The following is a 13,773-nucleotide window of genomic DNA, read 5'->3' on the forward strand; positions in this document are numbered from 1 at the left end:
AGCGACCGCCTCGAGGAACACCGCGTCGTCATCGAAGGACGTGTTGTTCGAGAGCGTGTCGGCGGCGGAAGTCGCGGCCGCCAGCGCCGCGGCGGACTCGCCGGCGAGCCGTGCGAGATTGTGCTGCACCGCCTGGAATTTCGAGATTTTCTTCTCGAAGGCGACGCGCTCGTTTGAATAGCGCACGCTGATGTCGAGCATCGATTCCAGCGCGCCCGCGATCTGCAGGCTGCGCGCCACGCCGCCCATCAGCATCAGCGCGCTCTGATCGATCCCCGTCGGCGCCGGCTTCACCGTCATGGGCCGCGCCTTGTCGAAGATGATGATGTCGTTGTCGTCATTGGCGAGGTTGAGACCCGGCTCGATCCGTAACCCCTGGGCGTCCACCAGCGCGATCGAGGCGTCGCCGCCCGTGCCATGTGCGAGCACGGCAAGGTGTTTTGACTCCCTGGCAAAGGGCACGCCGCGCGCGCGCCCCGACAGCGTGCCATCGGCATCGAGCATGATGCGATCCTTGGGGCTCGCGGGCGCCACCGTCATCTCGCCGTCGGGCGAAGAAATCTTCGCCTGCGCCAACAGCCAACCGGCGAGCATGGTCTCGGCCAGGGGGACCGCGATCGCAAACCGTCCCGCGGCGCCCAGCACGCCGAACCCGTCGGCGAGGCTCGCGCCCGAGCCGCCGCAATCCTCAGGCACCCACGACAGCGGCAGGCCGGCCTCCGTCAGCGCCTTCCACAGCGGCGCCTTCCACTCGCCCTTCCTGTCGTGGTTGATGGTCTGCGCATCGGCGAGATCGGCAAAGATCTTCTCCGCGGTCTCGACGACGATGTTTTCGGTCTCCGCCACGGCGTTCCTCGTGTTGATTGGCTCTGCCCTATTCCTCGGCCCCGCGAGCAAAGCGGAAGAGCCTGTTTCTTGCGCCGGATGATGGGCAAAAGCTACCCCCCTGACAAGCGCAGATGTCCGGTATGCGCGGCTGCGGGGTGGGTATGACCGTCAATTCCGCGCAACGGAGTTTCGCATTTCGCAGCATGGTATGGTAGATCGCACCCCAAGCTCGCGAAGCTCAAAACAACGGGGAAGCGGATGTCCAGCGAAGGTTACTGCGCGATTGTCACGGGTTCGGCGTCCGGCCTCGGGGCCGCGACCGCTGCGATGCTGGCCAAGCCCGGGGCGCGCATCGTGGTCAACTATTCCAACAGCCGGAAGGAAGCGGAGGCGACCGCCGAGCTCTGTCGCAAACAGGGCGCCGAGGTCGTGGTGGTGCAAGGCGACGTCTCGCGCGATGAGGACTGCAGGCGCATCGTCGCGGCGGCCGCGCCCTGGGGCCGGCTCGACGCGCTGGTCAACAATGCCGGCACCACCAAGCACGTCGCCCACGACAAGCTCGACGAATTGTCGGCCGAGGATTTCCAGCGCATCTATGCCGTCAACACCATCGGACCGTTCCAGATGCTGCGTGCCGCGCGGTCGCTGCTGGAAGCCGGCGCCAAGGCGGCGGGCAAGCCGGCGGCGGTCGTCAACGTCTCCTCGGTGGCGGGCATCAGCGGCACCGGCTCCTCGATCGCCTATGCCGCGAGCAAGGGCGCGCTCAACACCATGACGCTGTCGCTGGCCCGCGCGATGGCGCCCGCGATCCGCGTCAACACCGTCTGTCCCGGCTATATCGACACGCCCTGGTTCACCAAGGGCCGCGGCGAGGCCGGGGCCAAGCTGGTGCGCGACAGCGTCGTGGCGAAGGTGCCGCTCAAGGTCGCCTCGACCGCGGAGGACATCGCACAGCTCGTCTGCTTCCTGGCGACGCCGCTCTCGGGCAACATGACCGGCGAGGTCGTGCGCATGGACGCCGGCATGCATCTCATTCAGTGACGGCTGGCGCCGTCACTGGTTGTAGTCGCGGATCACGCCGCTCGCGACCAGCCGGTTCCAGACGAACAGCACGAGCAGCGCGCCAATCGTCGCGGCGATGAAGCCCGCGCCCTGGTCCGGGCCGTAATGTCCGATCGCCTGGCCGATCCAGGTCGCGACGAACGCGCCGATGATGCCGAGGACCGTGGTCAGGATGAAGCCCGACGGATTGTTCGGCCCCGGCGACAGCAAGCGCGCGATGATGCCGGCCACGAAGCCGACGACGATGATGTAGACAATCCCGCCCATCAGTCCCCTCCTGAAAAATCCTGATCTGCACGCGCGCGTGACGGCCGTCAGATGCGGCCGGACAATTCGTTCTCGGTCGGCAGGCGTCCGTCGGGCGTGAGATGATCGACCACCTGCGGCAGGTACTTGCTCAGGCCATTGAGCAGGTCGTCGCGCGACAGGCCGCTTTGGGCCGAGAGCTGGTCGATCTGGTCGGAGCCGAGCGCGTTGGCGAGATCGCCCGGCGAGATCGCCTGGTTCGGACCCTTGCCGACCCACGAATTCGCCGTCTCGCCGTGGCCGCCCTGCTGCAGCGTGTTGATGAGATCGCCGAGCCCGCCGGAGATCGTGCTTGCCGCAGCACCACCCGCGAGCAGGCCGCCCAATCCGCCGAGGCCGCCTTTCAGCACGTCGCCGAGTCCGCCACCAAGTCCGCCACCAACTCCGCCGGTATTTTGCGGAGGCATCGGTGCCGGGGTCGGAGTGGGCGCGGCCGACGGCTGGCTGAAATGCTTGATCGCCTTCCAGGCGAGTAGGCCGAGGATCGCCATGGTCAGTGGCGACATGCCTCCGGATTTTTGCGGGGTCGGCGCGCTGGAACTCGAGCCATGAGGGCCGTGCTGCATGCCGTTGATGACGTCCATCAAACCCATCGTCCACCTCCGTACGCCCTGCGGCAAAAGCTTAATCAGCGGTGATGACGGTTACAAGGCGAGCGCATCCCCCTGCCTCGTACCCCAGTGACGGTATCGGGGGATGTTGCGTCAGCACGTTTCGGAATGCAATCGCCGCGATCGATCAATTTGAACGGAATATCAACAGAAAACTGAGAGCCATTGTTCGGTAACACGGCGTGTTGTTTGCCGCGCAGGAGATATTTTGGACATGGCACCGCTTCGAGTTCCGGCTGGCGTGACGAAGCTGATCGCTCGCTTCCGTCGCGACGAGAAGGGCAATATCGCGACCATCTTCGCCTTCTCGCTGCTGCCCATTCTCACCGCGATCGGATGCGCCACCGACTATTCGCTCGCCACGCGGATGAAGGCCAAGATGCAGTCGGCCGCCGATGCCGCCGCCGTCGCATCGGTTTCGGCGAATTCGATCGGCTACAATGCGGCGATCACGATGACGTCGGACGGTTCCGTCGCCGCCGGCGTCAGCGACGCCAACAACATCTTCAACGGCAACCTGAACAACACCACCGGCTACAACAACCTCTCGGTATCCTCCACCGTCGTCAAGACCGGCGCGACGCTGACGTCGACGGTCCAGTTCAGTGCCCGGGTGCCGACCGTGTTCATGAATGTGGTCGGATGGTCGGCATTGACCATCACGGGAAGCTCGGCCGCGTCCTCCTCGCTGCCGCTTTATCTCGACTTCTACCTGATGCTCGACGTGTCGGGATCGATGGGCCTGCCGTCGACCGATGCCGAACAGACGCGGCTGTCCGCGATCAACCCGGACAACAAGATCAACTATCCCGGCGGGTGCACGCTGGCCTGCCACTTCACGCCGTCCGGCTCCTGCGGCAACGGCAACCAGCAGTACCCGACCAACAACATGTGCCTCGGCTACCTGATCTCGCGGACCAGCCAGACCGGCTACAAGAAGATACTGACGAACAACAGCAACAAGCTGCCGACCTACAGGCTCTCGAGCCTGCCGAGCTCGCTCTATGCCTACAATTCGAGCTATCCGAACGATCCGGCGCTGACCGCGGTGACGTCCTGCGCCACCGACGGCACCGATGCCTGCATCCAGTTGCGCGCCGACGCGGTCGGCTACGCCGTGAACCAGCTCTTCATCACCGCCAACCAGACGCAGAAATTCCAGGGCCAGTTCCGGATCGGCCTCTACCCGTTCATCCAGTATCTTTATCCCTATTTCGCGCTGACCAGTTCCATCAACGGCGACCCGAACAGCGCGGGCACGATCAACTACGCCGCCGCCAACCTCGCCTCGCAGCTCGACACCGATGCGAACGCAAGTCTCGGCTCCGGCGGCACGCATTTCGAGAACGCGTTCCCGACCATGAACACCACCATCACGGCCGTGGGCGATGGCAGCGCCTCGAACAGCACGCTTCCTTACGTCTTCCTGATCACCGACGGCGCCGAGGATCCGCAGACCAAGGGCATCAACGGCGGAAGCTGGGCCGGCAGCAACCATGCGACCACGCTGAACCCCACGACGCTGTGCACGCCGTTGAAGAACCGCGGCATCACGGTCTCCGTGCTGTACATTCCTTACGCACCGATCCAGAATCCCAATGCGAGCTTCGCCGGCAATGAGGACGGCTACGCCAACTCCAACATCGCGAACATTCCGGCGAGCCTGAAGTCGTGCGCCTCGCCCGGCTTCTTCTACACGGCGAACACGCCGGCGGACATCACAGCGGCGCTGAACCAGATGTTCAACCACGCGCTGGTCGAGGCCCACATCACCAACTGATGTTGGTTCCGCGGCCGATCGGCCCATTGAAACGAGCTTGACAAGGCACGATCTCTCCTGATCGAGAAAATCGCATCTCAGGTCAGGAGAGATCGCACATGAAGACATCGGTAGCGGGCCTTGCCGTAGCCCTCGCCACGCTCGCCGCCTGCGGCACGATTGCGCAAACCCGTGCGGCGCCGCCGACGGTGACGCCCTCGCCGGGTTATGACGCGCGCCTGCAGGAGCGGCAAAAGTCGGTGCAATCGATCGATCCCGCAACGCCGGTCATCGCCGAACCAGTCGTTCGGCATCGCTCCGGGCGGCATCACCATCGCTCCCATCGCTGACTTCGAACGCGACTGCCGCTTGGCTAAACCTCGCTTTGCTCGCGCAACGCCCGGAAGCCGATCGAGACGGTCGTGGTCAGCTCCGCTTTTCCTTGCTTGACGGCGGCGCGGGCGTGAACAGCTTCTTCAGGTCGTTGAGGCTCTCCGAGAGCTTGGGCCAATCACAGGCAAACTGGTGCTTGGCGCAATCGGTGGGCGGCTTCTGGCGCGCCCGTGTGTCGGCAGTTGTGGCCGGCTGCGGCGGCTTGGCCGGCCGCTCCTGCGGTGCCGGCGCGACTGGCGGCTTCTCCATCTCTGTCTTCAGCGAGGCCTGCTGCACCTGCTGGAGCTGCCTGGCGGCCAACGCCGTAGCGGCGCTGTCATGCCGCAGGTTTTCGAGATAGAGCGTATATTGCTGGTCGATATAACGCTGCTCTTCCGGCGTCGGGTTCGGACCCGCAATGTCGAACGAGCGGTCCTGAAGAAAGTCGTAATAGGTATAGCCGCCGCCGGGCTTGCGACGGCCCGCGAACTTGGCGTTGCACTCGGCCAATGCCGCGGTCTTCTCCTCCTTGCTGGGAGCCTTTTCGGCGACGTCCGCGCATTCCTCGAAGTCGGCCGGGGCACGAGTCCACCACTGCGCATCGGCGCGCAGCGGCTGCAACGCGATGAGGCCGGCTATTGCTGCGACCGTAACTGCTGTGGCACGCGATACCAACACGGACCCTATTCCCCCAAGAATCGAGCGGGACGATTGCCAGCAATTGTTGCCATTTTGCGGCGACGTCGTGCCCGCGAGCGGTACGTTTTTCCTGACAGGTATTGCGTTATTTTACAGTGATTTTGACGAGTTTCGCGGCGATCACGGTAGTGTGTAGGCGGCCGCGGCAGAGCGGTGATGTGGCGGAATCTGGACAGGCGCGACGCGATCAGGACAAATGCGACGATATTGCCGCCTCGCTTTCAGGAACGCGCAATCGTTGCAGTCTGTACCAATCTGTCAAGCGCGTGACGCCCCGTGCGGCGTGCGCCGCGCTTCGATCCACAACGCGCCGTCGCGCGAGCAGGCCTTGATGCCGCCCCGAGCCGATGCACATCGACATCTTTTCCCTGTAAAGATTGAGCGGGGTAAAATGCAGCCGGCGTCTGGAGCCGGCTCAGATGCGGTCGAGACGATGATGGAGTTCCCGAAGCAGCATCCGCAGACATACGAATGGATGGAGGAGTGGCGCGCTCGGACGAACATGAAGAGCGCGAGCGCAGGTTCGGTGACACGATGATTGTCGCGGTTGTCGCCGCCTGAAGGCGCGAGAGAGTCGCACACGAATCGGTGACTGTGCGGTAGATCACTCTCATCGTCCACGGCATCGAACCCTCGCTCGCACCCACCCGACCAAACCGCGCGTCGTCCAGTACGACGACAGCGCCGTTTGTTGCGAGGGGATCGTCATGGCGTACCGTCACACCCAGTCCGGACGGTCTATCCTGATCGGGTGCCTGCTTGCCGGCCTGGCAAGTGCCGCGCTCGCCTGGTGCGCCGCGCTGTGGCCGGCGGCGCTCGCCTCCATCATCATCGCTTGCGCGGCTGCAATCCTGTTCTCGTCCCTTACCGTCGAGGTGAGCGATGGCGGGCTGTGTTGGTACTTCGGGCCGGGACTATGGCGCTATCGGCTGCCGCTCCATGCGATCCGCGAGATCGCGGTGGTGCGTAACCATTGGTGGCACGGCTGGGGCATCCGGATGGCGCCCGGTTTCAGGCTTTACAACGTCTCGGGATTCTATGCTGTCGAGCTGTATCTCGGCAACGGCAAGGTCCGCCGCATCGGCACCGACGATCCGCAGGGGCTGTTCGAGGCGCTGCTGGAAGCGCGGCGGACGCGCCGTTCATCCGTCGAAGGACCGAGGCTGGATCGCTGCTCCTGATCTCCCGACGAGCATGGCCGTGGCTGCCGCCAGCGCGCGGTCGATGGCGCCCCGGCGACAGGACCAGCACGGATCGTCCTTGGGACGCGCGATCACCATGGTGGCATTGGCCTCGAACAGCAGCAGATCGCCGCCGGCGCCGAGCCCGAAATCAACGCCGGCATAGTCCGGGCCGAGCCGGTCCCTGATTCCCTCGAGCGCAGCCATCGTCCGCTCGCCGAGCACAGCCGGCATGTCTGCGAGGAACGCGGCCTCCTCCTCGCGCTGATCGGGCCGGTCGGCCATGTCGGACGTGAAGTAATGCACCTTCCACTGCTCCGAGATGGCGAGGTGCAGCGGATAGAGCCGGCCGTCGATCATCATCACGCGATATTTGCGCGCGTTGCCGTCGTTGCCGCGGGCGTCGAGATATTCGATCGCCAGCGCGTCTTCGCCCGGCAGGCCGGCCAGCGCCCCGGCCAGATCGCCTGATGTCGCGACCAGGACGAAATTGCGGCCGGTGTGATAGCCGGGCGAGCGCAACAACAGCGGAAAGCGGAAGCCTTGCGCCACGAGCCGGCTTGCCGCGTCGGGGCCGGCAAGCAGCGCGCGTGCGACGGCGACGGTCCGGGGCGTCACCACGCCGCACACATCACGCAATCGTCGTGCATTGTCGATCCGCCCGGTCAGCAAGACTGCGCGCGGGTCGTTGACGATCGGCACCTCGGCCTGCGCGACCAGCCGGGAGGCGGCCTCGAGCGCGGGTCCACAAAGATCGGCATCGCCGATGGTGTTGAAGATCGGGTCGTGCGCCGGCAGCGGGGCCGCCGGGTCGAGATGATCGGCGACGACGACCGGCGATGGAAGCTTTTTGTTTACCGGCAGCGGCCAATGTCCCGCCGATGCCCTCTGCAAGAGCGTTGCCGTGACCGATGTATCGACCACCGTTCCGCCATCCGCCGAGATCGCCCGTGCGCTTGCCGTCCAGCATCTGGCTGCCGGCCAGGAATTGCAGTCAGCCGGCCGGATCGAGGAGGCGATCGCGGCCTATCGGCGCGGGCTCGAGGCCGCTGCGTCCGATCCGACCGCGTGCGCCGTCGAGCTGATCGCGGCGCTGCATGCGAAGCTCGGCAACGCCCATATGATCCGCGGGCAGCTCGATCCCGCCGCCGAGCACTACAAGGCCGCGTTGCGGCTGTCGCCCTCCCTCACCGGCTGCTGGTGCAATCTCGGCAATGCGCACCTGCAGACCGGCTTGGCGCAGGACGCGATCACCTTCTATCAGCAGGCGCTGAAGATCGATCCCTCGCATTGGCCATCGCGGACCAACCTGGTGCATGCCCTGATGGCGTCCCGGCAATTCCTGATCGCCAGGGCGCTGCTGACGGAGCTCGCCGAGGAGCGGCCGCAGGACGGCCAGCTTCGGCATCAGCTCGGCAAGGTCTGCTTCGAGCTGAACGAGATGGAAGCGGCGCTCGCACATCTCGCAGCGGCCAGCACGCTCGACCCGCGCGACGCCGACAGCCTCTACTGGACCGGTGCGATCCGGCAGAAGCTCGGTGAGGTGGAGGCCGCGCGGGCGGCCTACGCAGAGGCCGCGCGCCTCCGGCCGCTGATCCGGCGGCCCGCGGCGAAGTCGCCGGCGGATTTTCGCGTGCTGGCGCTGTACGCGCCCTTTGCCGGCAACACGCCGGCCGAGTACCTGTTCAAGAATGCCGATTACGACACCGACACGCTGGTCCTCTTGGGGTCCGGTGAGCCGGACAAGTCCGCGATCGGCGAGGTCGACATCGTCGTCAACCTGATCTCGGACGCCGACCAGGGCGCAGCCGTGCTGCCGCAGGCCGCACGGCTGGCCGCATCGCTCGGCAAGCCCGTGGTCAACGATCCCGCGCGGATCGGACATACCACCCGCGACGCGGTCACGGCCCGGCTGCCCGGCATCGCGGGCTGCATCCTTCCACGCATCCTGCGGCTCGATCGCTGCGCCGACGTCTCGGTCGCCGCGCTGTCGGCGCAGCTTGCATTCCCGTTTCCGGTTCTTGCCCGGCCGGCCGGCACCAATGGCGGCGACGATTTCGAGAAGATCGAGGACGTCGCCGCGCTGTCGGCATTCCTGGCGCAGCATCCGGAGCACGATCGCTACGTCATCGAATATGTCGACTACCGCTCAGCGGACGGTCATTTCCGCACGTACCGCTTCATCTTCGTCGAGGATGAGGTGCTGCCCTATCATCTGGCGATCGGCAATGGGTGGGAGGTGCATCACGCCTCGACCGACATGGCCCACCGCCCCTGGATGCAGGCCGAGGAGGCGGCATGTGCGCGCGGAAGCATCACCCCACCCCGGCTCACATTCCGCTTCGCTTCATGTGAGCCGACCCTCCCCTCCAGGGCCCTTCAGGGGAGGGTGATGCACCTCCGGTGTGTCGTACTGGGTGGCTCACTGCTGATACAGATATTTCACCAGCGTCCGCCCGACCGCCTCGAGGCTCCTGGCCGAGCACTTGTCGATCGTGTCCTGGGTCGTGTTGTAGAATGGCTCATATTCGAAATCGATCACGATGAAGCTCGGGATGCCGGCCTGCTGCAGGAAGCTGTGATCGTCGTCGATCGCATAGGGACTCGGACGCATCTCGAACGCGTCGGGCGCGAGCTCCTTGCCGATGGTCCAGAATTTCTTCACTTCGTCGCCCGCGGAGGCGAGCGAGGTCGGCTCCATCTTCAGATGCAGGTCGCGGTCGCAGACCATGTCGAAGTCGATGGCCTTCTCCGGCATCTTCGCGGGATAGAAGTCCTTCAGATGCTCGGCGAAATAGGCCGAGCCGACGGGGCGGAAATTCGGATCGCCCGCGCCCATCGAGATCGAGCCTTCCTCGCCGTCGAAGAACACGAGGTCGATCCCGGTCGGCGGCTCCGGCAACTCCGACAGCACCCGCGCGGTTTCCAGCAGCACCGCTACGCCCGAGGACGAGTTGTTGGCGCCGGGCATCGGCGCGTTCGGCTTCTTGGCGTCGCGATAGGCCTTGATGATGCTGTCGTAATGGGTGGCGACGATGATGCGGTGCGGATCGTCGGGCTTGAGCCGGGCGATGATGTTGGTGATCGCCATGCGGTTGCCGTCGTCGCGGCTGAACACGAAGCGCTGCTCCTGGACGGCGTTGAACTTGGTCTTGGCGAGCTCGGCCTTGATGTAGTCGATCGTCTTCTGGTGCCCCGGCGTCTCCATCGAGCGCGGCGTGAAGCGCAATAGCTCGGTGATCACGGCCAGCGCGCGCTGGCCGTCCCAGAGCTCGGGCTTGACCTCGTCGGCGCGGGCTTCGCCGCCAAGGGCAAGCAGAGGCAAGGCAAGCAGAGGCAAGGCAAGCAGGGGCAAGGCAAGCAGGGGCAGGACGATCAGGGCGGTGAAGGTCGGCAATCGGAAGCGGAGGGAGGGCTGCATCGTCGTGCGCATGTCGGGCTGTAGCGGGGAAGGGGCGAGCTTTGCGGCTAATAGCCCATCGCCTTCGGCCTGAACAGGCGGGCGTCGGTGCCGAAACCGTGAGGGGGGTCAGCTCGCGCGCATGCGGGAGACGTTGACCGGCGCACCCGAGAGCGCGGCACGCCGGTCGGTCACCGCATGATGGAACTGGCTGAGAACGAGGCCGTAGGCGACGAGGTCGGTGTCCTCGATCGCGCCATCGTCATAGCAAACCAGCGTCTCGCGCAGGATCTCGTCGGCCTGGCGCAGCAACTCGTCGAGCTCCTCGATCGAATCGATATTGCGGACCTCCGTGATCGCTGCCGCGAGCCGCTCACGGTGCTGCGTGTTCATCTGCCGCTCGTCGCGCTTGAGGAAGTGCCGCACCGCGGCAATGACCGAGCCGAGCACCGAGAACAGCAGAATCGCGCCCCAGAAATAGTCGCTGTATTTGTCGAGGAAGGTGCGCTCGGTGCCGTCGATATAGGCGGCGGCGCCCGGATGGGCAGTGATCGCGGCGTCCTTGTCGGTATCCGGCTTCTCGATCTTGGCCGCGCCCGGCACCTCCCGCGCGAGCCGCGGCTTGGCGGCGAAGATCTGGCGGGTCAGGTCGGCGATCGTGGTCTCGGATATCGACTTCCGCGCCACGATGAGGTGGTTGACGCCGACCGTCTCGACGGTGTCGTCGGGCCGGGCCGGCGACGAGGTGAAGGCGCTGCCCGGGATCTCCTCGGACTCGTAGAGCGGATGGCGCGCGGCAATGGCCTCCGACACGTCGATCGGCAGGAAGCTGAGCTCGCCGCGCTGCCGCGCGGTCGTCACGATCGCCTCGCTGGTGATCTTCGAATCGATCGGCCCGACCGTCATGAAGGCGTCGAGATTGGCGTCGCGCATCATGTCGTCGACCTGGCTCGGTGCGAACTGGGCGACCTGGACCTTGTCGGGATCGACGCCCGACTCCTTGAGGATCACCCGGAGCAGCTTGATGTTGGCCTCGGTGCGGCCGATCACGCCGATGCGATGGCCCGGCAGGTCGCTAATCGCTTTGACCTTCGAGCGTCCCCCCTTGTGTGGTGTGCGGCGCGCCGCGCCGGTCGGCGCCCACAACACCACGACGTTCTTGCGCAGGATCGCGATCGAGCCGACGCTGTCGGGCACGTCCTCGTCGCTGCGCGCGACCGCGAGATCAGCCTTGCCGCCGCCGAGCGCCGCGATGCTCTCCATCGCGCCCGCCGTCGGAACCACCGAAAGCTTCACCCAGCTCTGGTCGTGCGCGAAGGTCTGGGCCAGCGCCTGGATTACCTGCTGATCGTCGCTGCCGGACGGCCCCACCGCAATCCGCAGGGTGGTCGGGCGCAGCAGGTAGTAGGATGCGCCGACGGCTGCCGCGAAGAACAACAGCCCGGCGGCCAGCAGCAGGAAGAAGGGCGAGCGCCGGCGCCCCGGCGCGCGCGGCAGGGCGGTTTCGGCGTTGCTCGAAGCGTCTGACGAGGACATGCTTGCCGCCTGCTCCGTGGTCCGGCCCTTTCTGGATCGCCAGAGAATAGCATGACCGGGACGCCGGAGCCTATTCGCGGGTTCGCGACCGGCCTGATATATTCGCGTCAAGATGGTGAACAGGACCCCGGAAACCGCCATGTACCAGCCGCCCGCCTTCCGCGAGGACCGCATTGAGGTTCAGCACGGGCTGATCCGCAGCCATCCGCTCGGTCTGTTGATCACCGCGGGGCCGGCCGGATTGCTCGCCAATCCCTTCCCGTTCGTGCTCGATGGCGCGCCGGGGAATGGCACGCTCCGCCTCCACATCGCGCGTGCCAATCCGCAGTGGCGCGAGCTCGAGGCGGTCGAGGAGTGCCTCGTCGTGTTCCAGGGCCCGCATGATTATGTGACGCCGTCCTGGTACGCGACCAAGCAGGAGACCGGCAAAGTGGTCCCGACCTGGAATTACGCCACCGTCCATGTCTGGGGCCGGCCGCGCATCATGCGCGATGACCTCTGGTTGCGCCGGCAGCTCGATGATCTCACTGATAGCCGCGAGCGCCGGCGCGCGACGCCGTGGCAGGTCGACGACGCGCCGGCGGATTTCGTCGCTGCCCAGATGCGCGCGATCGTCGGCGTCGAGATTCCGATCTCGCGGATCGAGGGCAAATGGAAGATGAGCCAGAATCGTCCCCTCGCTGATCGCGAAGGTGTGATCAAGGGCTACCGCGAGAGCGGCGAAGTGGGCGAAACGCTGGCCGGATTGGTCGCGGAGCGCGGCGGGTTGGGCGAAAAACAGCCCGTCATGGATGCATGCGACAAAGCCATGGACGAGCGCGACAACCCAATGACAAAGACATGAATCGGGAAGTCATCATATCCGATTGACTCGGGTGCGACGCCTCGATTCGGCATGCATCAATGCTTGCATGTTGCTCTTAGAACAACGTCGCCTACGGTTTGCTGCACGGCTGCTGCAATTTGCCCACGAACTGTCCAAATTTCGACGCCGACTCAGGCGACCGTTGGGCACATGAGTTGTTTTGACGGGATTCGGCGGAGTCCAGTTACAAGGAGTTTCAGTCATGCCAAACGTGTTTCCGCCTAGTGAGAGCGTTATTCCGGAAGTTCGCCATCACGACGATGACGGCTTCGATTCAGATTTGAACAATGACATGATCGTGCTGCTCGAAGAGAACGCCCGCCTGCGGGCGCTGGTGACTCAGCTTTCGAGCCTCGTTTTGAAGCACGTCGTCGACCATAAATAGGCTACAGGCTCGAACTTTCGAGGGTTGGAGCCGCCTCGGCGGCGATAGAGTTTCTCGTACGCCTGCCGAGGGAAGCCAATTTCGGAGCTGATCAAGGGCTGCGCGGCCTCATTTTTCGGGGCGCCGCGGCCTTCCGGTCGGGCTTGCGCTCTGGTATGGACCTGAGCAAGGTGCCCGCGTGTCGCGCGCGGTACCACGGTCCCGTAGCTCAGCTGGATAGAGCGGCGGTTTCCTAAACCGTAGGTCGCATGTTCGAGTCATGCCGGGATCGCCATTTCTGCCTCGCGCGGACGCGCGAACCAGCACCTTCATCCCGACGGGGCTACCGGCCTCGCTGCATCAGACGAACGTCAACAGCCGCCTCGGCGTCTTCACCATGATCGTCTCGATCTCGGTCTCGCTGTAGCCGCGCCGGCGCATCATCGGGATGACGTTGGCATAGATGTGCTGGTAGCCGTGGCCGCCATAGCGGGTCAGCCGGGTGCGGTAGCAGATGTCGTGGCTGATCACGATGCGGTCCAGGTGCCCATGATTGATCAGCGCGCGCAACAGGCGCAGCCGCATGGCATCGTTAGGCATGTCGATATCGGCGAGCGGGTAATAGGAATGCTCCTGGCCGAAGAGATCGAACTCGATGACGACGCCGCTCTCGGCCAGGCGCAGGAGGCGCTCCTCGTCGAAGATCGTGCGGTCGATGTGGCTGATGATGGTGCGCTCCGGGGTGCCGCCCTCGGCGCGGATGAAGTCCGCGACCTCCTGCGGCTGGTCG

14 protein-coding genes, 1 tRNA gene and 1 pseudogene are annotated in these 13,773 nt (G+C 65.2%); 8 read left to right on the forward strand and 8 right to left on the reverse strand.

Annotation, left to right across the window (positions count from 1 at the left end):
* A partial coding sequence (locus JOY90_RS05060) for an acyl-CoA dehydrogenase family protein (protein ID WP_291690054.1) occupies positions 1–846 on the reverse strand: 846 nt, incomplete at its 3' end.
* 240 nt (positions 847–1,086) lie between these two features.
* Between JOY90_RS05060 and JOY90_RS05065 the strand changes: the two genes are divergently transcribed.
* Entirely contained in the window at positions 1,087–1,869 is a 783-nt protein-coding gene (locus tag JOY90_RS05065) for an SDR family oxidoreductase (RefSeq protein WP_291690055.1), read from the forward strand.
* 12 nt (positions 1,870–1,881) lie between these two features.
* On the opposite strand, the gene JOY90_RS05070 is transcribed toward JOY90_RS05065, so the two are convergent.
* Both JOY90_RS05070 and JOY90_RS05075 read right to left on the reverse strand, forming a co-directional pair.
* A complete protein-coding gene (locus JOY90_RS05070; RefSeq protein WP_291690056.1) occupies positions 1,882–2,157 on the reverse strand; it encodes a GlsB/YeaQ/YmgE family stress response membrane protein in 276 nt (91 codons plus the stop codon).
* A gap of 47 nt (positions 2,158–2,204) precedes the next feature.
* Entirely contained in the window at positions 2,205–2,789 is a 585-nt protein-coding gene (locus JOY90_RS05075; RefSeq protein WP_291690057.1) for a YidB family protein, read from the reverse strand.
* Positions 2,790–3,021: 232 nt separating this feature from the next.
* Here JOY90_RS05075 and JOY90_RS05080 point away from each other — a divergent pair, with 232 nt between their 5' ends.
* Positions 3,022–4,587 (forward strand): TadE/TadG family type IV pilus assembly protein, encoded by a 1,566-nt coding sequence (locus JOY90_RS05080; protein ID WP_291690058.1) that lies wholly within the window; start codon positions 3,022–3,024, stop codon positions 4,585–4,587.
* 98 nt (positions 4,588–4,685) lie between these two features.
* Positions 4,686–4,916: a hypothetical protein gene (locus JOY90_RS05085; protein ID WP_291690059.1), complete on the forward strand. Its 231-nt coding sequence runs from the start codon at positions 4,686–4,688 to the stop codon at positions 4,914–4,916.
* Positions 4,917–4,992: 76 nt separating this feature from the next.
* Here the strand turns inward: JOY90_RS05085 and JOY90_RS05090 are convergent, their stop codons facing one another.
* A complete protein-coding gene (locus JOY90_RS05090) occupies positions 4,993–5,625 on the reverse strand; it encodes a hypothetical protein (protein ID WP_291690068.1) in 633 nt (210 codons plus the stop codon).
* A gap of 719 nt (positions 5,626–6,344) precedes the next feature.
* Here JOY90_RS05090 and JOY90_RS05095 point away from each other — a divergent pair.
* Complete coding sequence (locus tag JOY90_RS05095; protein WP_291690060.1) at positions 6,345–6,818, forward strand: hypothetical protein; 474 nt, start codon at positions 6,345–6,347, stop codon at positions 6,816–6,818.
* Here the strand turns inward: JOY90_RS05095 and JOY90_RS05100 are convergent.
* Positions 6,780–7,742 carry a hypothetical protein gene (locus JOY90_RS05100; RefSeq protein WP_291690061.1) on the reverse strand — a complete coding sequence of 321 codons (963 nt, stop codon included), beginning with the start codon at positions 7,740–7,742 and terminating at the stop codon, positions 6,780–6,782. The two genes, JOY90_RS05095 and JOY90_RS05100, sit on opposite strands and share 39 nt — an antisense overlap.
* Here JOY90_RS05100 and JOY90_RS40065 point away from each other — a divergent pair.
* Positions 7,723–8,349, forward strand: a pseudogene (locus JOY90_RS40065) (tetratricopeptide repeat protein); the annotation flags it as partial. The gene JOY90_RS05100 and the pseudogene JOY90_RS40065 sit on opposite strands and share 20 nt — an antisense overlap.
* An 891-nt stretch (positions 8,350–9,240) precedes the next feature.
* Here JOY90_RS40065 and JOY90_RS05110 read toward each other — a convergent pair.
* Both JOY90_RS05110 and JOY90_RS05115 read right to left on the reverse strand, forming a co-directional pair.
* Complete coding sequence (locus JOY90_RS05110; protein WP_291690063.1) at positions 9,241–10,239, reverse strand: M28 family peptidase; 999 nt, start codon at positions 10,237–10,239, stop codon at positions 9,241–9,243.
* A 108-nt stretch (positions 10,240–10,347) separates the two neighbouring features.
* Positions 10,348–11,754: a TAXI family TRAP transporter solute-binding subunit gene (locus JOY90_RS05115; protein ID WP_291690064.1), complete on the reverse strand. Its 1,407-nt coding sequence runs from the start codon at positions 11,752–11,754 to the stop codon at positions 10,348–10,350.
* A gap of 139 nt (positions 11,755–11,893) precedes the next feature.
* Between JOY90_RS05115 and JOY90_RS05120 the strand changes: the two genes are divergently transcribed.
* The 3 genes from JOY90_RS05120 to JOY90_RS05130 all read left to right on the forward strand — a co-directional run bounded on the left by JOY90_RS05120 (position 11,894) and on the right by JOY90_RS05130 (position 13,278).
* Positions 11,894–12,598 (forward strand): FMN-binding negative transcriptional regulator, encoded by a 705-nt coding sequence (locus JOY90_RS05120; protein WP_291690065.1) that lies wholly within the window; start codon positions 11,894–11,896, stop codon positions 12,596–12,598.
* 223 nt (positions 12,599–12,821) lie between these two features.
* Positions 12,822–13,004 (forward strand): hypothetical protein, encoded by a 183-nt coding sequence (locus JOY90_RS05125; RefSeq protein WP_291690066.1) that lies wholly within the window; start codon positions 12,822–12,824, stop codon positions 13,002–13,004.
* Positions 13,005–13,201: 197 nt separating this feature from the next.
* Positions 13,202–13,278, forward strand: a tRNA-Arg gene (locus JOY90_RS05130).
* Positions 13,279–13,343: 65 nt separating this feature from the next.
* Here the strand turns inward: JOY90_RS05130 and JOY90_RS05135 are convergent.
* The coding region (locus JOY90_RS05135; RefSeq protein WP_291690067.1) for a hypothetical protein at positions 13,344–13,773 on the reverse strand (430 nt) is incomplete at its 5' end.

Source organism: Bradyrhizobium sp. (assembly GCF_019242285.1).
GTDB lineage: Bacteria > Pseudomonadota > Alphaproteobacteria > Rhizobiales > Xanthobacteraceae > Bradyrhizobium.

Excerpts from the sequence above, each read along its gene's own strand:
- JOY90_RS05065 (WP_291690055.1), top strand. The coding sequence starts at position 1,087 with ATGTCCAGCGAAGGTTACTGCGCGATTGTCACGGGTTCGGCGTCCGGC.
- JOY90_RS05070 (WP_291690056.1), bottom strand. The coding sequence starts at position 2,157 with ATGGGCGGGATTGTCTACATCATCGTCGTCGGCTTCGTGGCCGGCATC.
- JOY90_RS05075 (WP_291690057.1), bottom strand. The coding sequence starts at position 2,789 with ATGGGTTTGATGGACGTCATCAACGGCATGCAGCACGGCCCTCATGGC.
- JOY90_RS05080 (WP_291690058.1), top strand. The coding sequence starts at position 3,022 with ATGGCACCGCTTCGAGTTCCGGCTGGCGTGACGAAGCTGATCGCTCGC.
- JOY90_RS05085 (WP_291690059.1), top strand. The coding sequence starts at position 4,686 with ATGAAGACATCGGTAGCGGGCCTTGCCGTAGCCCTCGCCACGCTCGCC.
- JOY90_RS05095 (WP_291690060.1), top strand. The coding sequence starts at position 6,345 with ATGGCGTACCGTCACACCCAGTCCGGACGGTCTATCCTGATCGGGTGC.
- JOY90_RS05110 (WP_291690063.1), bottom strand. The coding sequence starts at position 10,239 with ATGCAGCCCTCCCTCCGCTTCCGATTGCCGACCTTCACCGCCCTGATC.
- JOY90_RS05115 (WP_291690064.1), bottom strand. The coding sequence starts at position 11,754 with ATGTCCTCGTCAGACGCTTCGAGCAACGCCGAAACCGCCCTGCCGCGC.
- JOY90_RS05120 (WP_291690065.1), top strand. The coding sequence starts at position 11,894 with ATGTACCAGCCGCCCGCCTTCCGCGAGGACCGCATTGAGGTTCAGCAC.
- JOY90_RS05125 (WP_291690066.1), top strand. The coding sequence starts at position 12,822 with ATGCCAAACGTGTTTCCGCCTAGTGAGAGCGTTATTCCGGAAGTTCGC.